This window comes from Halomonas hibernica, from assembly GCF_013183775.1.
Lineage (GTDB): Bacteria > Pseudomonadota > Gammaproteobacteria > Pseudomonadales > Halomonadaceae > Vreelandella > Vreelandella citrativorans.
Genome location: NZ_VIFN01000001.1, coordinates 455,226 through 480,222, shown reverse-complemented (window position 1 = coordinate 480,222; position 24,997 = coordinate 455,226). Strand labels below are relative to the sequence as shown.

Sequence of the window (24,997 nt, the reverse complement as noted above, 5' to 3'; positions counted from 1 at the left end):
AGTTTATAGACGCCCTTAGGCAGACGCAACCGCTAAGCCTAAGGCCATCAACGCATATTCATGCCGCCATTCACATGCAGCGTCTCACCGGTAATGTAACCTGCAGCATCACTGGTAAGAAAACCGACAGCGGCGGCTATCTCTTCCGGGCCGCCCAGACGAGCCAACGGAATTTGCTTCAGCAGCATTTCATGCTGTGCTTCCGGCAACGCTTCGGTCATATCGGTGGCAATGAAGCCTGGTGCTACCGCATTAACGGTAATTGCACGTGAAGCCACTTCACGTGCCAACGCACGGCTAAAACCCTCCATACCCGCTTTTGCAGCCGCATAGTTAGTCTGGCCAAGGTTACCCATGGTCGCCACTACAGAGCTGATGGACACGATACGTCCAAAACGCGCTTTGGTCATGCCTCGTAGGCACGCCTTGCTTACACGATAGACGGACTTGAGATTGGTATCCATCACCGAATCCCACTCATCCTCTTTCATGCGCATCAATAAATTATCACGCGTAATACCGGCGTTATTAACTAAAATTGTCGGCGCACCAAAGCGCTCCGTGATGACCTTAAGCACGTCATCAATGCTTGCCTGGTCCGTCACATTAAGGCAAAGGCCAGCACCCTCAATGCCGTTTTGCTGCAAATCGGCATCAATTTTTTGTGCCCCGGACTCACTGGTCGCGGTTCCGATCACGATACGGCCCTGACGGCCCAGCTCGTGAGCAATCGCTCGACCAATACCACGACTGGCACCAGTAACAAGCGCAACTCGGCGTTCTTGCGTCATAATTTTTTGCCTTTAACTATTGGCTTTTTAACCACGTAAATAAGCAAGGATAGCGAAAATCTCAGCGAACTAGGCGTCACTAGCCTGCGCTTCACGTGCCAGTTCAAGCGCCGCATCCAGACTGTCAGGGTCATTGACTGCCAACCCTTTAGCGCCACGGACAATGCGCTTGTTAAGCCCTGTCAGCACTTTACCTGGGCCACACTCAATAAACACATTAACAGACTGAGCAGCCATGGCTTCAACGCATGCCGCCCAACGCACCGGCTGATAAAGCTGTTCGATCAACCGCGTACGCAGCGTATCAATGTCGGCACGCGCCTGCGCATCTACGTTCTGAATAACCGTGTAACGTGGCGCTCGAAATTCGACACTTTCCATAGCGGCGGCCAAACGCTCGGCTGCTGGACGCATCAGTTCACAATGCGAAGGCACCGAAACCGGCAGCGCCATTGCACGCTTGGCACCCGCCTCCTGACACGCCACAATCGCCCGCTCAACCGCAGCGGCACTTCCGGCAATCACGACCTGGCCCGGCGAATTATAATTAACGGCCGAAACAATATCCCCCTGCGCAGCACTGGCGCAAGCGGCTTCAACCGCACTATCTTCCAAGCCGAGAATAGCCGCCATACCGCCCTCACCGACCGGTACAGCGTCCTGCATGGCTTCGCCGCGAAGGCGAACCAACTGAACGCCTTCAGCAAAGCTCATCACACCCGCACACACCATGGCGCTATATTCACCTAGGCTGTGCCCGGCCATGACAGTAGGCCGAGGCCCTTCAAGCTCCTGCCACACCCGCCAAATTGCAACACTAGCAGAAAGCAGCGCAGGCTGCGTGCAAGCGGTCGCGTTTAGCGCGGCCTCGGGGCCTTCCTGGACGACTTTCCACAAGTCGTAACCAAGTGCATCCGAAGCTTCCTCAAATGTTGTTCCCACTACACTATAGCGTTCGGCTAGCTCACGCAGCATTCCAAGCTGCTGAGAGCCTTGCCCGGGAAAAATGAGGGCAAGGGGTTGAGACATGTCGTTCACCTTTGCTCTTTAGGCATTTGCTCATTTGAGCGATAAGCGTGGCTATGGCTACATCCTGCTGTCACCCATAGCCCGCAAAATAAGTTCTAACCTTTTATTATCGAGCACTTTACCTAGTAGCACTCTGCGCCCATACCCTACACCATGGTGTACACATAAGCGCCTTCCTTAATGACTGAAAATGGTATTAACGGCGCTCCCAACGCCCTGCCATACGCGCGGGTAGATTATGCTCCACCTCATGTACAGCACGCTGGATCGCATAATAAAAACCCTCCGCTTGGGTACCACCATGGCTTTTCACCACGATGCCCTTCAAACCAAGCAGGCTTGCTCCATTGTAGCGCACAGGGTTTAATTCTTGCTTTAGATAGCGCAACACAGGCTTGGCCAGTAGGCTTGCCAAACGACCGCTTAGGCGCGATTCAAACGCCATTTGGACACGCTCAACCAGCATACGAGTCAAACCTTCGCTTGCTTTGAGTACGGCATTCCCGACAAAGCCATCACACACCACCACATCAAGCTTGCCTTCAAAAAGATCACCACCTTCGGCATACCCCTGATAGGCAAAGGCGGACGCATCAGGATATTCGCGCAGAAGCCGGTCTGCTTCGCGCACATTCGCACTCCCCTTGGTAGCTTCCGCCCCCACATTAAGCAGCGCGACACGGGGCAGGCTTACATTATCAACGCACTGCGCCATGGCAGCACCCATGACGGCAAAATCAACCAACCGGTGCGCGGGCGAATCCACGTTCGCGCCCAAATCCAGTAAATAGCAGCGGCGGCCATAGCGGGCCGGAATCGCAGTACTAATAGCAGGCCGTGAAATACCTTTAAGCGTTCCCAGCTCACGACGAGCAAGCGCGACCAACGCAGCCGTATTGCCCGTGCTTACGCCAGCGACTGACTCGCCCAACCGAAGACTCCGCAACATACACGCCATACTGCTTGCCTGGCCATGACGAAGCGCCCAGGCAGCACTGGAGGCCTGAGAGATGCTTAAAGGGGCATCACTAACCGCTAAACGTGACGCTGCCGCAGCCAGAGGCTGCGGCAAGCGTGAAAGCTCAGCAATAATATGCTGACGCGGACCAAACAGAGTCAATTCAAGACCAGGATGTTCAATCACTGCTCTTGCAGAGCCTTCGATAACCGCATGGGAGCCTTGATCGCCTCCCATCACATCAATCGCTAGGCGCATGCAGCACCCACTCTATTTGGCCGCTTAACAAGATAGTTAAGGCTTATACCTCAACCACCTTGCGACCACGATAGAAACCATCTGCAGCAACATGGTGACGCAGGTGCGTCGTACCGGTTTCTTTGTCCTGAGACAGCGTCGGCGCACTCAGCGCGTCGTGGCTACGACGCATACCGCGCTTGGAACGAGTCTTACGGTTCTTTTGAACTGCCATGGGTGTTTACTCCAGGGTGTGTAGGGTAAATAACGCTTACTTTTTGCCCTTTAAGGCATTAAGCACTGCGAAAGGGTTCGTGGCCGGCGTCGCTTCTTCTGACGTGCCGTCTGTCTTGCTGACCAGCTGCTCCGCCGAGACATGGCATTCGGTCTCATCGTGATAGACCACCTGCGGCAGACTGAGAATAAGCTCATCCTCAACTACCGTTAGTAGATCCAGCTGTTCTTTTTCCACCAGCACCGGTTCATGACTGGCAGGCAGCTCGGCGGCCAAGGCCTCGTCACTGATCATTCCAAGCAGGAAGTCACTGGACACGTCTTGGCTCAGCGGCACCAGGCAACGACGACATGGCAATGCCAGTATCGCTTGCAAATGGCCACGAATTTCACGACGACCTTGGGCATCCACACCAAACTCAAGGACAACATGACAGTCGCCCGTTTGGTCACCTGCCTCTTCGGCAAGCCGTGGCAACGAATTCAGTGCCACTACGCCTTCTAGTCGTTCGCGGCGGGCTGCAAGCTTATAAGGCTCAACCCGGCTGGGGAGTTGTGAGGTCAACATAGGCGCGCAATGATAGGCACTCCCCCCGCTGGTGTCAAAGCTTCAACTCAATTCTTCATGGTTTATCGCACATTTCCCCATGACTTATCGCCCACACCCGCAAATTAGGCACGCCCGCTGGCTTTCGCTACACTCCCCTTTTATTCCAAATCGCTTAGGAGAAATGGCGTGCCGCTTACTCAAAACGCATCGCTGGTGCTGGGCTCAAGCTCGCGCTGGCGACGAGAGCTGTTGGAACGCTTACAGCTTCCCTATCAGTGCTATTCGCCTGATATTGACGAAACACCTCGTGCCAATGAGTCCCCCAGGGCACTTGTACATCGTTTAGCGCTCAGCAAAGCCAACGCCGTGGCGCCCCACTTCCCCAATCACTACATCATCGGCTCAGACCAGGTAGCACTCTTTGAAGGCGACATACTGGGCAAGCCTCACACCCAGGAACGCGCCTGCGCCAACCTGGCGCGTTTTTCAGGTCAGCGCGTTACTTTTTTAACCGGGTTAGCGCTGCTTGATACCCAAAGGCAACGCCACTACACCCACATAGAGCCTTTCGACGTTATCTTTCGGCAGCTGACCACACGCGAAATTGAGCGCTACGTCACCCTTGAGCAGCCACTGGACAGCGCTGGCAGCTTTCGAATGGAAGGACTGGGCATCACGCTATTTGAGGCGCTAGAAGGGCGTGATCCGAACGCCCTGATTGGGCTTCCGCTTATTGCGCTGTGTAATATGCTACGCCAAGTGGGCATGGACCCACTTGACGGTTAAGCTCGAGCTTATTGTGCCTGATAGCGTAGCGGCGAGTGAGCCGCTTTAAGGCCAAGCGCCTCCGCCGCCACTTGGGAAAAGCGTCGCGTCAACCGATCGAACGGGTCAAGGCGCGGCGTATAATCTTCCCAACTCGCCTCCCCCACCTGATCGCGCGCCACTTCTTCAAGGCTTGCCAGTTGGTCCACCAGGCCAAGCTCAAGCGCCTGCTCGCCACTCCAGATAAGCCCAGAGAATATATCAGGCTGGTCGCTTAGCCGATCGCCTCGCCCAGCACGAACGTCATTCATAAATTGCTGATGTGTTTGCGTCAACACACTCTGCCAGAATGCCTGCGCCTCTTCATCAAGCGGCTGAAACGGGTCCAAAAATGCCTTGTTCTCGCCCGCCGTTAACACACGGCGCTCCACGCCTATCTGGCTGATCGCATCCTGAAAGCCAAATCCTGCATAAATAACCCCAATCGAGCCCACCAGGCTTGCCGGTGAAGCAATGATTTCATCGGCTGCCGAGGCGATATAATACGCCCCACTCGCACCGATATCCTCGATAACCGCCAGAATCGGCTTATCACCCTGTTCGCGCAGGCGCATGATTTCCGCATAAATACGCTGCGATTGAACCGGGCTGCCACCAGGGCTATCAATATGCAGCACAACGGCTTCGGTATTATCTGATTCCCAGGCGCGATTTAATCCCTGAATGATACGCTCGGCATTCGCTGGAGCATCACTGGCAATAACACCATTAACGTCTACGATGCCCAAGTGACGCTGCAGGGTAGACGCATCGCCCGTTGCGGCCCAAAAAGCGTTATATACAACAGTCGCGACTAACGCCAGTACCAAAAAGAGCGTCATAAAACGGAAAAACAACTTCCAACGCCGTGTACGACGCTGCTCCGTTAACACGCCGCCAATCCAGCGATCCATCATTTCAACCTGGGCCAAGCGCTGCCGCTCACGCAGCGTTTCAGCATCATCGCCTGCCGCCCCCACCGCAGCAGCCTCATCTTTATAAGCCGCCACGTCAGGACCCTGCGTCCAGCGATCCTGACTTGAACGATCAGGCGTAGGGTTGTCCTCAGGCTGTTGGTATCCGCTGGCATCACTGCGGCGCCAATCATCACTCATATACCATCCTTTTTTGAGTTTAGGGACGCCAGATGATGGACCATCCACCCAACGTCGCATCCTCTATCCATGCAGCCAGCCAAAAAGATCTTCAACGTTATGAGCGACCCACTTGGGCTGGCTTGCCGCTAGCCGCGCTGGCGTATGAACACCGTACGTTACTGCCACACGATCCATGCCGATGGCCCGCGCCATTTCCAGGTCATATTCCGTATCGCCTACCATCACTGCACGCTCCACGGGAACGTCAAGTTCTAGAAGCAACTCATTCAGCATTTGTGGGTGTGGCTTTGAACGTGTTTCATCTGCAGTGCGACTAGCATGAAACCAGCCCCCACTTCCCGTTTCAGTGAAAACCCGATCAAGGCCACGGCGGCTTTTACCCGTGGCAACGGCCAAACGCTGCTGTTCGCGCTCGCGAAGTCGCGCTACGTGCGCCTCGACCCCATTAAAAAACGGCATGGGCGTTGTGTTTCCATGCACAAACTGATGTGCATAGCGCTGACGCAAGCGTTCAGCCTGAGCAGGACCGATGCCCGGACACAGCGTGGCGATGGCTTCAGGGAGCCCCAGGCCGATAATATCTCTAATTGCCGCGACGTCCAGCTCGCCCCACTCAGCCTCCTGGGCCGCTGCCTGCATACAGGCAACAATTTTCGACACCGAATCCATCAGGGTGCCGTCCCAATCAAAAATAATCAGCTCGTAACGCATTACCGCCCCTTATTACTTCACTGCCCGTACATTTATTGCCGAGCACGCTTGAGCACGTCTTCCAGAACTTCTGGCAACGGCGCCTTAACGGTCACTGGGCGGCCGTTGGTAGGTTCCGGAAACGTTAGCGAGCGGGCATGCAGAAACAGACGACTAACGCCTAGCTGTTTCGTCAAGTGCGCACTTTCACGTGTCGAGTACTTATCATCCCCAAGCAGCGCATGCCCCGCATGAGTCGCATGAACGCGAATTTGATGTGTTCGCCCGGTCACCGGCTCGGCTTCAATCAGCGTGGCTTTCTCAAAGGTTTCAACAACCGCAAAATGGGTGCGCGATACCTTGCCGTTTGGATCTACCCGCACTCTACGCTCACCGTTGCCTGCGTCGAATCGGTCAAGACGCGCACTTTCATAGGTTTTACGTGCAGGCCAGCGACCGCTCACAAGCGCCAGATAACGCTTGTCCATGCCATGTTTTTTTAACGACTCGTTAAGTGTCACCAAGGCATCACGAGACTTTGCCAGCAACAAGCAGCCAGAGGTATCGCGATCAAGCCGATGAACAAGCTCCAAAAAGCTCAAATCATCCCGCACCTGACGCAGTGCTTCAATCAACCCGATTTTAACCCCGCTCCCCCCATGCACCGCCAAGCCAGAAGGCTTATTAAGCACCATCCAGTCAGGGCCTTCCATAATGACGCTACCTACTAACACGTCACGCAAATTATCGCTGACTTCCTTCACCGCCTCACGCGGCGCCAAACGTAATGGCGGCACCCGGACCAGGTCACCCGCCTGGAGACGGTAGTCCACCTTGACGCGCTTTTTATTAACCCGCACTTCACCTTTACGCACGATGCGGTATATCAATGCTCTAGGAGCACCTTTCAGGCGAGTCATCAAAAAATTGTCAATTCTTTGACCTGCCTGTTCAGGGGCGATATCCACCCACTGTACTTCACGCCCTTCGGCCATTGCCGCGCACTCCTGCTGTGTCTCTATGATGCCAGGCTAAAAACGGCATTCTAACGTAGACCCAAGGGCATTGCGTCAATTGCTGGTAGTTGTCTTTACTGTTATATTCCAAATCGTTCACTACTAAGCGTGGGCAGCTTGTCGAGTATTACAGTTTTCACAAGTGCTACTACCACGTTTAGCTAAAAGCGCCTGCCCGACTAACACGCAGGCCTGAGCACAAGAAGCGGCGCCAGTGTACGCATTGCCCGAATCTTAACGTATTAAAATGCAGTCACTCTGTCGCCCGTATGATGTCGACAGATTTGCTAACGCTTAGCCCACAACGGCAAGCGAATGCTGAATAAAACGCCACGCCCAGAACTGCCCCGTCTTTTCGTCACAAGGCGCTGGTCACTTCTGGGCGACAAGTTCAACGCTGTGCCGACGACCGGCGTTGACGAATCGATGAATGCTAGGTGTAGGCGGTGTCAGCAGGGCCGGATGGACGTGACAGCCACCGAAACACGTCCTGCCTCCGCCACGTACTCAACCTGTCAGCCGGGTCGGTTAAAACCTTCCTGGCTTGCCGCGTCAGCATAACCATGCGCCGAGCACAAGCACGCAGCACCCACCGATTCGTCTACGTCACTCCTTAGACGGTCCGTCGGCGCGCAACGCTATGCGAGACAACATGAAACGGATGCTTATCAATGCGACCCAACCCGAAGAGCTTCGGGTCGCGCTGGTTGATGGACAACGCCTGTACGATTTGGATATTGAATCAGGTGCACGAGAGCAGAAAAAAGCCAATATTTACCGCGGCAAAATTACCCGCGTGGAACCCTCCCTTGAAGCGGCCTTCGTTGACTTTGGTGCAGAGCGCCATGGTTTTCTACCGCTCAAGGAGATCTCCCGCGAATACTTTCTTAAAGACGTATCTGGCCGCCCCAGTATTAAAGAGGTACTGAAAGAGGGCCAGGAAGTTATCGTGCAGGTGGACAAGGAAGAGCGCGGCAACAAAGGCGCAGCCTTAACGACCTTTATTAGCCTGGCAGGCCGCTTTTTGGTGCTTATGCCCAACAACCCTCGTGCAGGCGGTATTTCTCGCCGCATTGAGGGCGAAGAGCGCAGCCAGCTAAAAGACGCCATGGGTCAGCTCACCGTACCTGACAAGATGGGTCTCATCGTGCGCACGGCGGGCATTGGCCGTAATCCCGAAGAGCTTCAGTGGGACCTGGATTATCTGGCCCAGGTATGGGAATCAATCACCACAGAGGCCGCCAAGCGCCCTGCTCCGTTCCTGATTTACCGCGAATCCAACGTTATTATCCGGGCCATGCGGGATTACCTGCGCCAGGATATCGGCGAAGTGCTCATTGACAGCCCTGAGATTCATGCTGAAGCACTAGGCTTTATCCGTCAGGTAATGCCGTCATATCAGCAAAAAATCAAACTCTATGCGGATGAAGTGCCGCTCTTCTCGCGCTTTCAAATTGAGTCACAGATCGAAACAGCCTATCAGCGCGAGGTAAAACTCCCGTCTGGCGGCTCGATCGTTATCGACCATACCGAAGCACTGGTTTCAATCGACATCAACTCCGCCCGAGCGACCCGCGGCAGCGATATTGAAGAAACCGCCCTTCAGACCAATTCTGAAGCGGCCGATGAAATCGCCCGCCAGCTGCGCCTTCGGGACATTGGCGGCCTGGTGGTGATTGACTTTATCGACATGGGCCCGGCACGCAATCAGCGCGAAGTCGAAAACCGCATGCGCGACGCTTTGAAGCTTGACCGCGCACGGGTACAGATTGGGCGCATTTCACGCTTTGGCTTGATGGAGATGTCTCGCCAGCGCCTGCGCCCTTCACTGGGCGAAACCAGCGGTGTGGTCTGCCCGCGCTGTAATGGTCAGGGCACCATCCGCGATGTCCGTTCGCTCTCGCTCTCGATCATGCGTCTTATCGAAGAAGAGGCCATGAAAGAGCGTAGCGCACAAATTCGTGCGATTCTGCCCGTACCTGTTGCTACCTATCTGCTCAATGAAAAACGTAGCGTACTGGCCGATATTGAGTCACGACAAGAGGTACGCGTTGTACTGCTACCCAATCCGGAAATGCATACGCCTCATTATGACGTGCAGCGTTTACGCGATGACCATTTAGATGAAGATGACACTCAAACACTGTCAAGCTTCGAGCTATCTACCGATACCGAAGTAGGCAAAGAGCCCAACCCCAACTTCTCGCCGCCCACACAGCGCGCTGAAGCGGCAGTTAAGAGCATTGCTCATAATGCCCCCGCCCCCGCCTCACTACAGACGGACGAGCCAGCAGCAGCCAAGGCCACCGTACCTGCTACCAACGATGAGCAACCCAGCGTTATTGGGCGCTTTATCCGCGGGTTTGCAAAGCTACTGGGCAGCGATGACAACAGCCCAGCCGAAGCCCCTACTAGCAAGCCAGAAGCGCCTGCGCCACGTAAACAAGCCGAGCGCAGCCAACAGAAACCGGCCCCATTAGGCAGTGAGACGAAACAGCGTCCTGCCCGTAGCGAGCGCACCGAAAACAGCAAGGCAGATCAGCGGCAGACCCCGTCGCGAAATGCCAATGTCGATGCCAGCGAAGAAGCCAACGATAAGCGCAGCGGCCCTTCTCGCACTCGCAATCGGCGCCGGAACCAGCAACAGGACGAGGCTAAAACGCAGGAGAGTGGCAGCAAAAACAGCCGCCAGAATCAGAAAGAGACCTCTCCCGCAAAAGACGAAAGTCTGAATACATCGAAGAAAGCGCCTCAAAAAGAGTCACGTCGAGAGACTCAACGCGACAATAAACCGGCAAAAGAAGCTGCGCAAAACAACGCAGAGCAGCCGACTCCCCAGGATGATGGCAAACCGAAGCGTACGCGCAACAACCCGCGCAACCGTTCACGCAAGCAGGCAGTCAGCCCCCAGGCGGAAGCCGAGCAGTTAAAGCTGCAGGCCCAGGCAGCCGAAGAGGCCACGCACGCAGACGCTACAGCCCCAGCGGCGGAAACGCCCGAAGCTGCAGCACCGAAACAGGAAGTCGCTCACGAAAGCCTTTCTGAAGCCTCTGCACAGTTGCCTGAAACGCAAGCCGAAGCTTCGCCTGCCAGCAGCATTGCAGATAGCAATCACGCTGACAGCCACTCGCATCAAGCGACCGCTGAGGAAAACACTCAGGAAACCGTTCAGGAACTTTCTCAAGCACCAGCTCAAGCACCAGCTCAGGAAGCAGCTCAGGAAAGTGCCAAGCCTCAAGACGCGGAAAATACCGGCGTTAGCGCTGCTGACGAAACTACTCCGGTAGCGGCAGTTGAACCCGCCGAAACACTTAAAGCGGAACAGCCCTCTCCGAAAGTCGCCGAGCATGACGTTGCGCCAACTGAAGCAACAGCACCGGCCCAGCAAGAGACGCCCGCAGCTGCCGAGCCTGAAAGCGCACCGGTCCCGGAAGATGAACCGAAAACGGCAGATGAAGCGAAGAGTGACGATGTCATATCTCTTCCGCAGCAGACCGATGAAAAGCTCGAAAGCGACGCAAGTAGCAACGTCGATACTACGCTCGCGCCATCGCCCACTGAATTGGCCGAAAGCGGCGTAGCCGATGAACCCCAGCAGTTGGCACCGGTCAATGCGTTGGCAGACGAGAAACCTGTAGAAAGCAGCACACCTGCGGATAACGTACCTGCCGACAAATCGCTTGCCCAGGAAGATGTGCAGCCTGACGCCACTAACGTTGACGTTGCGCCACACGCCGCTAAATCGGTAGACGCACCTGTCGCCGAAGAAGTGGCTGAAGAAGCACCCAAGCCGCGTCGTCGCCGTACCCGTGCGCATAACGACCCTCGTGAGCTGCGCAAGCAGGCACAAGAAGCCAGCAAAGAGTAATTTGCTGACTGCGTAAAAAAACCCCGCCTGGCGGGGTTTTTTTATGCGTTAGTGCTCATGTATTTATCAACCTTGAACCAAACGTGGCTCCGGCTCCAGCTGTACATTAAAACGAGCATGCACACGGTCGATAATCTTGCCTGCAAAGCGCAGCAAACCCTTACGGTCACCGCCGCCAAAATGAACCAACACTAACGCCTGGCGGTCATGCACGCCAAATTCGCCCTCACATACACCTTTAAGACCGCACTGATCAATCAACCAACCGGCCGCCAATTTGGTCTTTCCTTCGCCTAAAGGGAAATGTGGCATGTCAGGATAGCGGGCCAATAGCGTCTGCCCTTGCTGATCTGAAACAATGGGATTCTTGAAAAAACTGCCTGCATTGGCAAGCTGCCCCGGGTCTGGCAATTTTTCCTGACGAATAGCTGCCACTGCCTCTGCAACATCCAACGGGGTGGGCGCATTCGGCAAGCGCGAGGCAAGATCGCCATAGTGAACCTTCGGTGCGGGCTGCCTGGAAAGCCGCAATACCAGCCGAGTAATCACGACACGATCACACAGCGCACCCTTGAAAAGGCTATCGCGGTAGCCAAACGCACACTCAGCATTCTCAAGCCAACGCGTGCTTCCTGTCGCAATCTCCATGACCTGCACGGCCTGAAGGCTATCGGCAAGCTCAACGCCATAGGCGCCGATGTTTTGCACGGGGGCTGCACCACAATCACCCGGAATCAGCGCCAGGTTTTCAATTCCCCAGAACCCTCGGGCCGCCATATTGAGCACCAGCGTATGCCAGTTAACGCCAGCCCCCACATGCGCCAACACATTATTACCCGCCGAGGTCAGCCACCACTGCCGTAGTGCCGGGCGTATCGCAATCCCTGTTAAGCGCGGCGGCAAAAGCACGTTGCTCCCCCCGCCCAAAAGCGTTACCGGCCAGCACTGATGATGGGCGATAGCAAGCGTCGCACGTAAGGCGTCTAGCGTGGTGGGTTCAGCGTAATAATCAGTCACGCAGGGCAAACGTAACGTATTGGACGATGAAAGATCCACGCGTTCGTTAATGAGACAAGCCGAGTTTTTAAGGGCTGAAGCTGTCACACGCGGTCACTTTTCAGGTGCTGGATTAACCCTTGTGACGCCGTTTCGATCATATCAAGTACGTCTTCAAACCCCTGCTCACCGCCATAGTAAGGGTCTGAAACCTCTGCTCCCGGCGTTCCAGAGAACTCCAGGAAAAGCCCGACATAAGCGTTGCTTTCGTCTGGTTTCAAGGCACGCATTGCCCGCAGATTGTCGTCATCCATGCCCAGTACATAATCGAATGTCAGAAAATCTTCTGCGGTCAGCTGCCGGGCACATAGCTGGCTCAGGTCAATACCTCGCCGCTTGGCTGCTGCTTGAGCGCGCGAATCGGGTGCTTTCCCGATGTGCCAAGCGCCTACTCCGCAAGAGTCAATACTGACACGTTCACTCATACCTGCGTTTTCCAGCGCGCGTTGAAAAATGCCCTCGGCAGTGGGCGAGCGACAAATATTTCCTAAACAGACAAAAAGTACCCGCGTCACGACGCGCTCCCTGTACGTTGAAAAGTATTAACCAGATGGCGCTAACAGCGCGCGAACACGAGCTAAATCTTCCGCCGTGTCGACACCTGCCGGGTTAACCTCGCACGCCAATGCCACCTGAATTAAATGGCCATGCTGCAAAGCGCGCAGCTGTTCAAGCTGCTCTAACTGCTCCAGCATTGAGGCCGGCCAATCCTGATAGGCGGCTAGAAAGCTCGCGCGATAGGCATAAATCCCGATATGGCGCAGCCATGCATCCGTTTCAAGCAGTGCAGGCTGCTGCTTGAACTGCTCACGATCCCAGGGGATGGGCGCACGTGAGAAATACAGCGCCCGCCCCTGCAGTGAGCGCACTACTTTGACCACATTGGGATTAAAGAGTGATGCTACATCGTTAATCGGCTCAGCCAACGTCGCAATGGAGGCTTCTGCGTCATCGGCCAAGCGCAGTGCCACTTGGTCGATTAACGCGGGCGGAATGAGCGGCTCGTCACCCTGCACATTCACCACTAGCTCGTTTTCACCCAAAGAAAGGACCTGGGCAACTTCGGCAAGCCGATCCGTTCCCGAGGCGTGATCATCGCGCGTCATGACGACCTCAGCCCCATACGGCAGCATCGCATCACGGATACGTTCATCATCGGTCGCAACAACGACACGAGCCGCCTGGCTTTGACAGGCACGCCGCCATACATGGGCGACCATAGGCTCACCAGCAATATCCAGCAGTGGCTTGCCTGGCAACCGGGTTGAACCATAGCGGGCAGGCACAACGGCTATAAATGCAGGAAACGCCATTACAGGTCTCCCGTGCGACCTGGTGAGGTTGGGAGCTTTTCGTCAGCGTCCATTACCCGGGCTTCCTCAGGCAGCATAACCGGGATACCTTCTTGTATCGGATACGCTAGACCGTCATAAAGACAAACCAGTTCCTGCGCTTCGCGGTCGTACTTAAGCTTGCCGTTACATAACGGGCAAACCAGCATTGCCAGCAGTTCCTTATCCATTTATGCATCCCCTTCAGGACAGAGCTGACAGCCTGGCTGCCAGCCAATGTTCAAATTCTAATGGAAGCGTTGCCTCCACTTCTAATATCCAGCTATTGGGTGGCGCAATTCCCATGCATTTCACCGCATCTTTGGCGGTCATGACCACGGGCCGCTGTTTCGCCGGAGTAAATATATCCGCACTAAAACGCTGGTGGTCTGCCAGCGCCAGCATTTCACCGTTTACGCCTAAATCACGCAATGTATTAAAAAAGCGCGCGGGGTGTCCGATACCGGCCACGCCAAACACCGGCACGCTAAAAGGTAGCGGTGTCAGCGGAAAGCGCTTGCCATCATTTAGGCGCCGCCAACTTATCGGCATTAGCTGCATGGAAGTGGCGCTCACCGAAAGTGATTGGCGCATGTCTCCCTTCGCTATTTCACCATTCACTATTTCACCATTAACAACCACCGCATCTACACGCGCTAAACGTTCGGGCGACTCACGCAGTGGCCCCGCAGGCAGGCAGCGACGATTACCCAATCCTCGTGCACCATCAATCACCACAATCTCAATGTCTCGCTCAAGCGCCAGATGCTGCAGCCCGTCGTCACTCAAAATAATATCGCAACCGAGATCGACCAACGCTTGAGCGCCACGCGCACGCTTGGGGTCTGCTACCACGGGTAACAAGGTTTGCTGGGCCAACATAACCGGCTCGTCACCGCTTTGCGCGGGATCCGTCGAGGGCGTTACCTGGAGCGGGTAGTGCTCGGCTTTACCGCCATAGCCACGCGTGACAATACCCGGCGTCCAACCTTGTGTGACCAACCAGCGGCTTAACCACGCCACTAATGGCGATTTCCCGGTTCCACCCAGGGTGATATTACCCACCACGATGACCGGCACTGGCGCACGCCATGTGGCCTTTTGGCCACTCACGTACGCGGCTTCACGACGCGCCATGGCATACTTATAAAGCGCGCCCAATGGCCTTAGCGGCAATAGCCATGGGCTATTGTGATAGCCCGCTTCAAGCCAGCGCTGCGCCAGCGTCATTATGCTTCCTGAAACTGAAGTTGATACAGCGCAGAGTAGGCACCACCTTTGTCCAGAAGCTCCTGGTGCGCTCCTTGCTCAATAATACGCCCCTGGTCCATCACCAGGATTCGATCTGCACGCTCAATCGTGGACAGACGATGGGCAATGACGAGTGTCGTGCGTCCCTGGCAGACGTGCTCCAGCGCTTTTTGGATGTAACGTTCAGACTCGGTATCCAGAGCGGAGGTTGCCTCGTCCAAAATCAATATCGGGCTATCTTTGAAAATCGCCCGGGCGATCGCCAGACGCTGACGTTGCCCACCCGATAGCATGACCCCGTTTTCACCCACCACCGTTTCATAACCTTGTGGCAGCTTATCGATAAATTCGCTGGCATACGCCGCCTTGGCGGCAGCTTCAACGGCCTGACGATCAGGGTTCGCCGTGCCATAAGCAATATTATCGGCCACCGTGGCATTAAAGAGCGTCACTTGCTGTGTGACCAAGCCAATCTGCTGACGCAATGGGCCTAACGCATACTCATTAATATCCACACCATCGATTAAAATGCGTCCTTCATTAAGACGATAAAAGCGTGGTAATAGGCTAACGAGGGTTGATTTTCCGCTGCCTGAGCGACCCACAATCGCCACCATCTCACCAGGCGAGACGTGCAAATTGATGTCATGCAGCACGTTTGGCTGGTCGTCGGCATAGCGAAAGCCAACATTTTCGAGCATCAGCTCGCCCGTTAGACGCTTGGGCACACGCTGGCCGGTGTCTTGTTCCGGTGCTGTATCCATCAACCCAAAGAGCTCTGAAGCGGCGGCAAGTCCTTTTTGAATTTCACTATTAATTTCGGTGAGCTGGCGTACCGGCTTGATCATCAAGGCCGCTGCGGTAATAAACGCAACAAACTCACCTGGCGTCATATTGGCCATTATCGCCGGCGCCATGGCCAGCCACACCAGCAGCGCCATGGATATCGCTACCAGCATAAGAATAACCGGGGAGCTTATCGCCCGCGTCATCGCCTCTTTCATACTCTGTTTACGGTTCTCTTCGCTTACCCGTGCAAACCGTTGCTTTTCATAATCCTCAGCGCCGTAGGTGCGCACAACGCGGTAGCCTGACAAGCCTTCGGAAGCGACATGAGTGACATCACCCATCGAGCTTTGTATGCGTTTGGAAATACGCCGAAAGCGCTTACTGACATAGCTCACCACCACGCCAATAATGGGGGTAACCCCTAAAAACAGTAGGGTTAGCATCCAGTTCGTCCAGAACAAATAACCCACCAATCCCACAACAAACAGGCCTTCACGCAAAATAACGGTGACGGCGTTCGTTGCAGCACCTGCCACTTGCTCTACATGGTAGGTCACGCGCGAAACAAGGTGACCGCTTGAGTGCTGGTCAAAAAACCGTCCAGGCAGATGCAGCATGTGGGCAAAAACGTCGCAGCGCAGCGTGTGGATCACATAGCGTCCTACATACGCCATATAGTAGGTACTTAGAAAAGTGCCTAAACCACGCGAAGCAAACATCAAAATAACAAACAGCGGAAGAAACAGCCGAAAAGCAGCATCGGGATTTTGGATACCATCGATTAACCGCTTCATCATCTCAGCAAGTGCCGTACTTGATGCGGCATATACCACAAACCCAACAGCGGCCAAGCCAAATGCTTGCCAGTGTGGTTTTACGTAGCTAAGTAGCCGTTTATAAATAACCCAACTTGAATCGGTCACACGCGCTCCTGGCAATAGTGTGCAATGCGCTGGATTCTACCTTATGGCGAGGCGCATCAACACCGCTTAACGCCACCATGTTGAACATTACCGGATGGCCAACGCATTGGTGTAATAGACACAGGATGATCTTTTTGAAGCCAAAACCGCAGCGCCCCATCGTGCCCGGTACTCCACAGGCAGCTCTTATACGCTCGGAAGCGGCGTACCACATCATCGACCGGATGCTGGAAAGCATTATTGCGACCTGCACTAAAGATCACATGCAAAGGCGTCGTATGCTGGACAAACTGAACACCTGAGCTCGTGCGGCTACCGTGATGTCCGGCGACCAATACGCTGAGCGGCACATCAATATCTTTTAGAAAACGCCGCTCTATATCACGGCTGACATCCCCGGTAATTAATAACTGATGCTCTCCCGCGCTGACTTCCAGCACGCAGGAGCGGTCATTGGCCGAGTAATCATTGGACCCGGCAGGCGGCCATAAAAACCGATACGTGATTCCATCGCGCTGCCACTGCTGGCCACGTTCGCATGGAGTGGCCGTTACCGGTAGAGCTTCACCTAGAGGCGCACGCCAGTGCGTGACTGCATGGCTCTCCAGTAGCGCGCCTATACCGCCTGCATGGTCACTGTCGGCATGGCTAACTATCACCTCATCAAAACGCTGGCCTGGCGACCACAATGTTTGCAGAGGCATAAAGCCTGCCTGAAAACGTGGCCCAGTATCGTATAAAAGCCGGTACTGCTGGCTGCGTAGCTCGATAAGCTGACCTTGGCCCACATCATGCACCGTTACACGCAACGTGCCTTTAGGTATTTGCTCCAGCGGAAGCCACCAGGCAAGCGATACCACCAGGCACGTAGCCCCCACTTTCAACCAGGACACCACGCCAGGCAGACCCCAGCACAAAGCCAACAAAAGAAGAGCGCCGCTTAATGGGTACACTAGCGCATGATCAGGTTCCCACAGCGGCCATCGTTCTGACGTAACGGTCAGAAAAACGTAAAAAACCGACAGTGCTTGTTCAAACAACCACCACATGCCCGTACCCAGCCACGGCAGCGGTGAAAATATCCAGCCCAGCAGCGCCAACGGCACCATGATTGAACTTACCCAGGGCACGGCGATTACATTAATAATGGGCGCGCCCGGCGCCATACGTCCAAATGCGATCAGCACGGCGGCGGCCATGAGTGGGGCCAGTAACAGCTGGGAACGCAGCAACGCCCAGCACCAGCCTTTAACACCTTTTGGACGCGTGCGCCCTTGCCAAATAATGATCAACCAGGCAACAGCCACAAACGATAGCCAGAGCCCAGGGCGCCACAAAGAGAGCGGATCAAGCAGCAGAATAATGGCAAGTGCCAGCCACCAGGCCTGCCAAGTGGCTGGGGAGTGTCGACCACTGAGCACCCACAACCCTACCAGCGTCATAACCATGGCGCGCATGGCGGGCGGTTCCATACCGGCCAGATAGGCATATCCGATGGTGACCAGCGCGGCCACCCACCAGGGCCACACGCGCATTCGCCAGTTCAAAGGCGTTGTTAGCCGTGCGATGAGCTTTGCCAGCAACAGCGCAAACCCGGCCACCAGCCCCACATGCAAGCCTGAAATAACCACCAGATGCGTCGTGCCCGTGGCGTTGAGTAGCGACCAGTCCTCCTGGGTTAGCTGGCTGCCCTCCCCCAGCGTTAAGGCTGCGAGCCAGCGGCGTGTTCGTTCACCGAGTGGTTGTCTCTCCAGCACATCAAGCGCCAGCTTTCGTACAGAAAACCCAGCCGTGGCCAATTGCGTCGGCGCTGGCTCCTGGCGTACATACCCCGTTGCATGAATGCCTTCTCGCCAGAGCCACTGTTCAAAATCAAACGTGCCAGGGTTGGCAAATCCGCGAGGCGGGCGCAGACGTAGCGTCATTCGCCACTGCTCTCCCGCATAGTAAGTCGGCGCGTTATACGCCGTTACACGGACCTTGTTAAGCGTATCGCAAGCGGGGTGATGAGTAGGTCCTTCACAGGTTTTTACCGCTAACAGTAACCGTTGTGCATCACCCAACGGGGTTACGCTCAGCACCCTTGCTTCCACAACGACATCTTCGCCGTTGAGACCTTCGGGCAAGCGACTGCCCCACTCCTGATGAATGCCAACCACTACCCAGCCACCCAGCAATAGCCAGAAAGCCGCCTTGGCGCGCCAGGCCATCAGTAGCAGCACGCCCAATAAGCTAACGCCAACAAAGGGGTTCATTGCCCCCGTTATACCGCTTAATCCCGCGATTACTGCCCCTAACAGTGCCGCTAGCGCTGCCGGTATCGCCATGCCAAACGGCATACGACTCTCCTTGGCTTAAGAACTTCATCTACTTGGCATAGCCGAAGCGCTACGCGATATGGATAATAGGGTGCACTAATAGGCAAGAGTACCTGACATGCCGCGCCGGTTCCTACAGCGCTACATGCCCAGACCCGACACGCTACGGCGACAGCGGTCGCTACGCTTTATAGCACCGCTAATTGCCGACCCCGGGCTGTGGCTTTTAACTCGGCGAAGCGTTGCCAACGCCTTTAGCGTTGGCTTGTTTTGCGCCATGCTACCGATTCCATTTCAAATGGTAGTCGCTGCCGTGGGCGCTCGCCTAAGCCGTTGTAATTTAGCACTTTCGGTAGGCCTTGTCTGGATTACCAACCCGCTCACCATGCCGCTGATTTTTTATTTTAACTATCGAATTGGCACATTTATGCTTGGAGCCCCGGTACGTGAAGCACCTACGCGTATTTCAACGCGCTGGATTGCCGAACAAATGCACGATATCGTACCGCCACTGATTGTTGGCTCATTTATTACGGCTATTGTGCTAGCAGTGGCCGCCAATATCGGCATTCGCCTTATTTGGCGCTGGCATGTCTCTCATAATTGGAAACGCCGCCGCCTAAATAGGCAGCGGCGTCGGGCATGTATCGAATCCGAGTTCGATGATTAAGGCATGCGAGGCTGCTCAACCAACTTGCCCGCGTCCAGTTTAAGCACCCTGTCCTGATGTGCAGCCAGCCCCACGTCATGCGTCACGATAACAAACGCACACGCGCTCTCTTTGGCCAACTCATCCATCAAGGCCAGGATCGTAGCTGCCGTCGTTTGATCCAGGTTACCGGTAGGCTCATCCATTAGCACCAGGCTTGGGTCTGTTACCAAGGCACGCGCAATGGCAACCCGCTGGCGCTCACCACCGGAAAGCTCGCCTGGCTTATGATCAGCCCGCGCCTTCATCCCTACACGCTCAAGAATCTGCATAGCGCGTTTTTCAGCGGTTTTTTTCGACTGACCGCGGATAATTAACGGTAACGCTGCATTCTCAACGGCGGTAAATTCTGCCAGCAAATGGTGAAACTGGTAAACAAACCCAATGTAGCGATTACGAAACGTCCCCAAGGCCGCTTCGTTTAAGTTGGAAAGTGGCTCACCAGCGATCACCACCCGACCATCGCTTGGGCGATCCAGACCGCCCAGCAAGTTTAAAAGTGTGGTTTTACCCGACCCAGAGCTACCCACTATCGCCACCCGCTCGCCTGCACGAACAGAAAGTTCAAGCTTATCAAGCACGGTCAGGTCTTGTGGTCCTTCGCTATATACCCGCGTTAACTCCTGGCAATCCAACATAACAGGCGGCTCGTTCGCTCCCCCTGCTGCGGCTGGCGTAGCGTTGGACGGCGTGGAAGTTGACTGCATAGACGTTAACGGCCCAGTAGTAGACATGGAAGCATCCTTATTCATAGCGCAGAACATCCGCCGGTTGAACGCGAGCAGCGCGCCAGGCTGGGTACAGCGTGGACAAAAACGTTAGACCGAAGGCCGCCAACACAATATTGCGCACGTCATCCCACCTAAGCTGGGACGGCAAATCGCTGATAAAGTAAACGCCTGCATCCAGAAATTTAATCCCAAAGGCCGCTTCAAACCAACCGATCAGATCAGATACTGTCAGCGCCAGCAGTATGCCCACAGCAACGCCAATCGCAATACCAATCAAGCCAATGGCCATGCCTTGTACGATAAAGATGCCCATGATCGAGCGTGGCGTAGCACCAATGGTACGCAAAATAGCGATATCGGCACGCTTGTCGGTGACCACCATGACCAGAGTAGAAACAATATTGAACGCCGCAACGGCAATGATCACCGTTAGCAGCAGTGCAATCATGCGCTTTTCCATTTGAATGGCCTGGAAAAGGTTGCCATGCGAGTACGTCCAATCGTTGCCGCGGTAGCCTGGTCCCAGGTCGTTCACAATGGCCTGGGTCTCGCTGCCCGCAATAAACAGATCATCAAGCTCAAGGCGCAAACCACCTACCGCGTCGCCAAGGCGCGCAAGGGTTTTCATATCTTCGATATTGGCGTAAGCGAGATTGGCGTCCAAATCGGCGCCCACGCTGAAAATACCGCTAACGGTAAAGCGCTTTAACCGTGGGAATACACCCGCTGGGGTAATAGAAGCTTCCGGCACCAGTAGCGTCACTCGATCGCCTACACCCACCCCCAGCTGGCGAGCAAGCATAGAGCCAAGCACCACATTCCACTCATCTGGCACTAATTCAGCCAGCGTGCCTTGGCGCATATGCTGACCAATAATCGAGACCTGGTCTTCCCAATCGGGATCAATACCGTTGACCATGGCTCCCTGGTTGCGGCCACCCGCGGAAAACATGCCCTGCTGCTCAACATACGGTGCAGCCCCCATCACGTGCTCACGCTGCGTCAATCGGTCTGCCAGCGCCTCCCACTCCACCAGGCCATCGGTTGCTTCAATTTTAGTGTGCGGCACCATTCCTAAAATACGAGTACGCAGCTCATGGTCAAAACCATTCATAACCGATAACACCAGGATGAGTACCGCCACACCCAGCATTAGGCCCAGCATCGATGTTAGTGAAATAAAAGAAATAAAGTGGTTCCGGCGTTTGGCGCGCACGTAGCGCAGCCCCACCAGAAAAGGCAAACGATCAAGCATGGCGTCATTCCTTATTAATAAGCGCTCATGGTACGGTTTTTTTAGCCATACTGCATGTGCAAACGGGCATTAGAGTAACAGACTCCAGGCCCGTTCCCTGAAACCACGTAACGCTTGCAAGTTCTTCGACGACGCCCTACATTGCGCCCATTTGCGCTGGCTAAATCGGTGAGCGCTTTACTTCAAATAACGTTACCAAGAGACTTCCTAACCTTGGCCAATATGACATATCGCTTGCTGCCGGAATGGCACCCCCAGGATGGTCTACAGCTGACCTGGCCACGCCCTGATGGCGATTGGGCATCGCTTCTATCGCGTATAGAAGCAACGCTTGAACGCATTGTGCTGGCAACCGTTCGTTACCAGCAGGTAGTGATCAGCATGCCAGATCAAGCCACCTGTGACCGCGTACGCAAAACGTTCGATGCCTATGGTGTGCCTGCTCATAAGCTATTGCTGATCGTAGCGCCTACCGATGATACTTGGGCGCGTGACCACGGCCCGATTAGCGTTATTGATGATGAAGGCCAGCCGCTACTGCTGGATTACACCTTCACCGGCTGGGGCGGAAAATTCCCTGCCAGCAACGATAATCGGCTGACGCAGGCGTTAGCCGATGCAGGCGTCTGGGCGTGCCCAGTGGCTTCACGCGATATGGTATTGGAAGGCGGGGCTATCGAAACCGATGGCGCGGGTACGCTGCTGACGACCGAAGCCTGCTTGCTCAATCCTAATCGCAACCCGCATTTAACACGCCAGGACGTTGAAGCCTTGCTAGGCGATGATTTCGGCGTCGACCGGGTGCTTTGGTTAACCCACGGGCATCTAGAAGGTGATGATACCGACAGCCACGTTGATACTTTGGCGCGATTCTGTAATTCATCGACCATTGCTTATGTGCGCTGTGATGACCCACAAGACCCGCACTACACAGCCCTACACACCATGGAGCAAGAGTTAAAGGCATTTCGACAACGCAACGGCGAGCCCTACCAGCTTGTCCCCCTGCCTTGGCCACAGGCATGCTTTGACCCTGAAGACGGCCATCGGCTGCCAGCCACTTATGCCAACTTTTTGATTATTAATGAAGCGGTGCTGGTGCCAACCTACGGCGATCCGGCTGATACGTTAGCACTCAGTGCGCTGGCCGAAGCGTTCCCCAACTATGCGCTCATTCCCATTGAGTGTTCGAGCGTTATTCGTCAACATGGCAGCTTACACTGCCTGACCATGCAGTTGCCCAAGGGCACCCTCACCACCTCTTTTCATCAGTAAGGAGCCAGGATGTCTATCAAGGTGACCTCTGACCTAACGGTTGGCGTAGTGCAACAGTTTGCCTGGCCCGATAAAGCACAGAGCCTGGCAGCCAGTGAAGCGGGCATTCGTGATGCCGTAAAACGTGGCGCTCAGCTTGTCGTGCTGCAAGAGCTGCATGCTACCCACTATTTCTGCCAGTATGAAGATCCGGCCCTGTTCGACCTGGCCGAACCGCTGGATGGTCCGACCGGACAGCACCTGGCCGCACTTGCTCGCGAATTGGATATCGTGCTGGTCGGCTCGCTGTTTGAGCGGCGCGCACCAGGGCTTTATCACAACACGGCGGTGGTATACGACCGAGATAAAGGCCGGGTGGGTCAGTATCGAAAAATGCACATCCCTGATGACCCAGGCTTTTATGAGAAGTTTTACTTCACCCCTGGTGACCACGATGCGAGCCGCGCAGAAGGTTTTACACCAATTGATACTTCGCTTGGCCGTTTGGGCGTGCTGGTGTGCTGGGATCAGTGGTACCCGGAAGCGGCTCGCCTGATGGCCTTGGCCGGAGCAGACTTGCTGCTCTACCCCACGGCGATTGGGTGGGATCCTAACGATGATATTGCGGAACAAACCCGCCAAAAAGATGCCTGGACGTTAATCCAGCGCTCGCATGGCGTCGCCAATGGCTTACCGGTGATTGTTGCCAACCGCGTGGGGTTTGAAACCGACCATTCAGGCGTGGGCGATGGCATTCAGTTTTGGGGAGGCAGTTTTATTTGTGGGCCTCAGGGCGAGCTACTTGCCCATGCCGGTGAAGAAGATGAACAACTGGTTGTGACCATTGATATGGCGCGCTGCGAAAATACTCGCCGTATCTGGCCTTACCTGCGTGATCGCCGTATCGATGCCTATAGCGATCTAACCCGCCGCTTTCGCGACTAAGCGTTATCGCTCTATAGGCCAGTTTAACGTCGCGGTCTTTTACGGAAAAACGCCTGCCAAAATCATCTGGCAGGCGTTTTTTTCTAGCACCCTATTTCTGCACGTGCTTCAGCGCTGACTTACGCCATTACGTCAGTAGTAACAAACCTCTTACTTCCAGAAATCACGAATCGAGGCGATGCCTTGGGCGCCTACGGCGCGGGCGTGATTGGCATCAAAGCGTGTCATTCCACCCAGCGCAAAGACCGGCATTCCGGCACGCTCAACCAGTTGTTGAAAATCATGCCAGCCCATCGGCGCTACTTCCGGATGTGAAGGCGTAGTGCGAAGTGGTGACAGCGTCACAAAATCACACCCCAGCAGCGCCGCTTTGGAGAGCTGAGTTTGGTCATGTGTCGAGGCAGAGAGCCACTTTTGCTCGGTAATCGGACGTCGATCCAACTGCATCAAGCGCTCGCTGGTTAAATGAATACCATCGGCATCCACGTGTTCAAGCAGTGCAGGCTCGCCGTTGAGTAGAAGCTTGGCGCCATACTCATGACACATGCGCAAGGCGCGTTCAGCGCGCTTAAGATAAGCGGCTTCATCAAGCTGCTTGGCACGCAGCTGCACCAAGCGAACGTTGTCTTCTTTCAAGGCCCGCTCCAGGAGCGTATCAAAACGCGCCTCGTCAGCCTCTTCTTTTGTAATCAGGTATTCAGTGGGCAGCATCACAGCACGCAGGATCGGCAGGTTGGCCGCCGGGAACGGATAATTAGCCAACTCCTCCATCGGCACCCAACGCACGGCTTGGCCTTCGCGACCAAAGGGCTCGCCAGCAAACTCGTGAACCTGCCAAACATCTAACAAAATATGCTTGTCAGGATATTCGTGATGCACACGGATCAAGGGCTGCGCACGTACAATCTCAACACCAAGCTCTTCGTGCAGCTCGCGCTTAAGACCCTCAAGCCCTGTTTCATAAGGCGCGAGCTTCCCACCCGGAAACTCCCACAAGCCACCCTGATCGACATTCGAGGGCCGACGTGCAATCAGTACTTGCTTCTGATCGGCACTAATGATGGCTGCTGCCGCAACATGAACTCGTCGTTTTACCATTACATTCATTACGTCTTTATCCACTGTGTGCGCACCGGCGGA

23 protein-coding genes are annotated in these 24,997 nt (G+C 55.1%); 5 read left to right on the top strand and 18 right to left on the bottom strand.

Annotated features, from left to right (window positions below; all coding sequences use genetic code 11):
* Positions 1–47 precede the first annotated feature (47 nt).
* The 5 genes from fabG to FKN99_RS02230 form a co-directional block, all read right to left on the bottom strand.
* A complete protein-coding gene (gene fabG / locus FKN99_RS02250; RefSeq protein WP_172116373.1) occupies positions 48–791 on the bottom strand; it encodes a 3-oxoacyl-ACP reductase FabG in 744 nt (247 codons plus the stop codon).
* A 69-nt stretch (positions 792–860) separates the two neighbouring features.
* Positions 861–1,820, bottom strand: a complete 960-nt coding sequence (gene fabD, locus FKN99_RS02245; protein WP_172116372.1) for an ACP S-malonyltransferase — start codon at positions 1,818–1,820, stop codon at positions 861–863.
* 196 nt (positions 1,821–2,016) lie between these two features.
* Positions 2,017–3,036, bottom strand: a complete 1,020-nt coding sequence (gene plsX / locus FKN99_RS02240; protein WP_172116371.1) for a phosphate acyltransferase PlsX — start codon at positions 3,034–3,036, stop codon at positions 2,017–2,019.
* Positions 3,037–3,079: 43 nt separating this feature from the next.
* The gene (gene rpmF / locus FKN99_RS02235; protein WP_087109291.1) at positions 3,080–3,250 is read right to left on the bottom strand and encodes a 50S ribosomal protein L32; all 171 of its coding nucleotides are present in this window, start codon (positions 3,248–3,250) and stop codon (positions 3,080–3,082) included.
* A 36-nt stretch (positions 3,251–3,286) separates the two neighbouring features.
* The gene (locus tag FKN99_RS02230) at positions 3,287–3,817 is read right to left on the bottom strand and encodes a YceD family protein (protein WP_172116370.1); all 531 of its coding nucleotides are present in this window, start codon (positions 3,815–3,817) and stop codon (positions 3,287–3,289) included.
* A 168-nt stretch (positions 3,818–3,985) separates the two neighbouring features.
* Here FKN99_RS02230 and FKN99_RS02225 point away from each other — a divergent pair, with 168 nt between their 5' ends.
* The gene (locus FKN99_RS02225) at positions 3,986–4,585 is read left to right on the top strand and encodes a Maf family protein (RefSeq protein WP_172116369.1); all 600 of its coding nucleotides are present in this window, start codon (positions 3,986–3,988) and stop codon (positions 4,583–4,585) included.
* 8 nt (positions 4,586–4,593) lie between these two features.
* Here FKN99_RS02225 and sppA read toward each other — a convergent pair whose 3' ends face one another.
* The 3 genes from sppA to FKN99_RS02210 all read right to left on the bottom strand — a co-directional run bounded on the left by sppA (position 4,594) and on the right by FKN99_RS02210 (position 7,406).
* Positions 4,594–5,718, bottom strand: coding sequence for a signal peptide peptidase SppA (gene sppA / locus FKN99_RS02220; protein ID WP_172116368.1), 1,125 nt, complete (start codon positions 5,716–5,718; stop codon positions 4,594–4,596).
* 63 nt (positions 5,719–5,781) lie between these two features.
* Positions 5,782–6,432 carry an HAD family hydrolase gene (locus FKN99_RS02215; protein ID WP_172116367.1) on the bottom strand — a complete coding sequence of 217 codons (651 nt, stop codon included), beginning with the start codon at positions 6,430–6,432 and terminating at the stop codon, positions 5,782–5,784.
* Between the two features lie 32 nt (positions 6,433–6,464).
* Positions 6,465–7,406 (bottom strand): RluA family pseudouridine synthase, encoded by a 942-nt coding sequence (locus FKN99_RS02210; RefSeq protein ID WP_087109302.1) that lies wholly within the window; start codon positions 7,404–7,406, stop codon positions 6,465–6,467.
* Positions 7,407–8,079: 673 nt separating this feature from the next.
* Between FKN99_RS02210 and rne the strand changes: the two genes are divergently transcribed.
* Positions 8,080–11,295, top strand: a complete 3,216-nt coding sequence (gene rne / locus FKN99_RS02205) for a ribonuclease E (RefSeq protein WP_172116366.1) — start codon at positions 8,080–8,082, stop codon at positions 11,293–11,295.
* A gap of 66 nt (positions 11,296–11,361) precedes the next feature.
* Here the strand turns inward: rne and murB are convergent, their stop codons facing one another.
* Genes murB through FKN99_RS02170 form a run of 7 tightly spaced genes read right to left on the bottom strand, consistent with a single transcriptional unit; the run spans position 11,362 to position 18,984 of the window.
* The gene (gene murB / locus FKN99_RS02200; RefSeq protein WP_319941218.1) at positions 11,362–12,399 is read right to left on the bottom strand and encodes a UDP-N-acetylmuramate dehydrogenase; all 1,038 of its coding nucleotides are present in this window, start codon (positions 12,397–12,399) and stop codon (positions 11,362–11,364) included.
* Positions 12,396–12,866 (bottom strand): low molecular weight protein-tyrosine-phosphatase, encoded by a 471-nt coding sequence (locus FKN99_RS02195; protein ID WP_172116365.1) that lies wholly within the window; start codon positions 12,864–12,866, stop codon positions 12,396–12,398. The genes murB and FKN99_RS02195 overlap by 4 nt, the downstream gene beginning before the upstream one ends.
* Before the next feature lie 27 nt (positions 12,867–12,893).
* The gene (gene kdsB / locus FKN99_RS02190) at positions 12,894–13,664 is read right to left on the bottom strand and encodes a 3-deoxy-manno-octulosonate cytidylyltransferase (protein ID WP_172116364.1); all 771 of its coding nucleotides are present in this window, start codon (positions 13,662–13,664) and stop codon (positions 12,894–12,896) included.
* The gene (locus FKN99_RS02185; protein ID WP_172116363.1) at positions 13,664–13,873 is read right to left on the bottom strand and encodes a Trm112 family protein; all 210 of its coding nucleotides are present in this window, start codon (positions 13,871–13,873) and stop codon (positions 13,664–13,666) included. Before FKN99_RS02185 ends, kdsB begins: the two co-directional genes overlap by 1 nt.
* Positions 13,874–13,886: 13 nt before the next feature.
* Entirely contained in the window at positions 13,887–14,912 is a 1,026-nt protein-coding gene (gene lpxK, locus FKN99_RS02180) for a tetraacyldisaccharide 4'-kinase (protein ID WP_172116362.1), read from the bottom strand.
* Positions 14,912–16,645 (bottom strand): lipid A export permease/ATP-binding protein MsbA, encoded by a 1,734-nt coding sequence (msbA, locus tag FKN99_RS02175; RefSeq protein ID WP_172116361.1) that lies wholly within the window; start codon positions 16,643–16,645, stop codon positions 14,912–14,914. The genes lpxK and msbA overlap by 1 nt, the downstream gene beginning before the upstream one ends.
* 56 nt (positions 16,646–16,701) lie before the next feature.
* The gene (locus FKN99_RS02170) at positions 16,702–18,984 is read right to left on the bottom strand and encodes a DNA internalization-related competence protein ComEC/Rec2 (RefSeq protein WP_172116360.1); all 2,283 of its coding nucleotides are present in this window, start codon (positions 18,982–18,984) and stop codon (positions 16,702–16,704) included.
* Positions 18,985–19,081: 97 nt separating this feature from the next.
* On the opposite strand from FKN99_RS02170, the gene FKN99_RS02165 reads away from it, so the two are divergent.
* A complete protein-coding gene (locus tag FKN99_RS02165) occupies positions 19,082–19,633 on the top strand; it encodes a DUF2062 domain-containing protein (RefSeq protein ID WP_172116359.1) in 552 nt (183 codons plus the stop codon).
* Here the strand turns inward: FKN99_RS02165 and FKN99_RS02160 are convergent.
* Together FKN99_RS02160 and FKN99_RS02155 are read right to left on the bottom strand one after the other, a co-directional pair.
* The gene (locus FKN99_RS02160) at positions 19,630–20,310 is read right to left on the bottom strand and encodes an ABC transporter ATP-binding protein (protein WP_172116755.1); all 681 of its coding nucleotides are present in this window, start codon (positions 20,308–20,310) and stop codon (positions 19,630–19,632) included. The two genes, FKN99_RS02165 and FKN99_RS02160, sit on opposite strands and share 4 nt — an antisense overlap.
* A gap of 106 nt (positions 20,311–20,416) precedes the next feature.
* Positions 20,417–21,658, bottom strand: coding sequence for a lipoprotein-releasing ABC transporter permease subunit (locus tag FKN99_RS02155; protein WP_172116358.1), 1,242 nt, complete (start codon positions 21,656–21,658; stop codon positions 20,417–20,419).
* A gap of 222 nt (positions 21,659–21,880) precedes the next feature.
* Between FKN99_RS02155 and FKN99_RS02150 the strand changes: the two genes are divergently transcribed.
* Positions 21,881–22,933 (top strand): agmatine deiminase family protein, encoded by a 1,053-nt coding sequence (locus FKN99_RS02150; protein ID WP_172116754.1) that lies wholly within the window; start codon positions 21,881–21,883, stop codon positions 22,931–22,933.
* A gap of 9 nt (positions 22,934–22,942) precedes the next feature.
* A complete protein-coding gene (locus FKN99_RS02145) occupies positions 22,943–23,857 on the top strand; it encodes a carbon-nitrogen hydrolase (RefSeq protein WP_172116357.1) in 915 nt (304 codons plus the stop codon).
* A 150-nt stretch (positions 23,858–24,007) separates the two neighbouring features.
* On the opposite strand, the gene FKN99_RS02140 is transcribed toward FKN99_RS02145, so the two are convergent.
* Positions 24,008–24,955, bottom strand: a complete 948-nt coding sequence (locus FKN99_RS02140) for a Nudix family hydrolase (protein WP_172116356.1) — start codon at positions 24,953–24,955, stop codon at positions 24,008–24,010.
* Between the last annotated feature and the right edge of the window lie 42 nt (positions 24,956–24,997).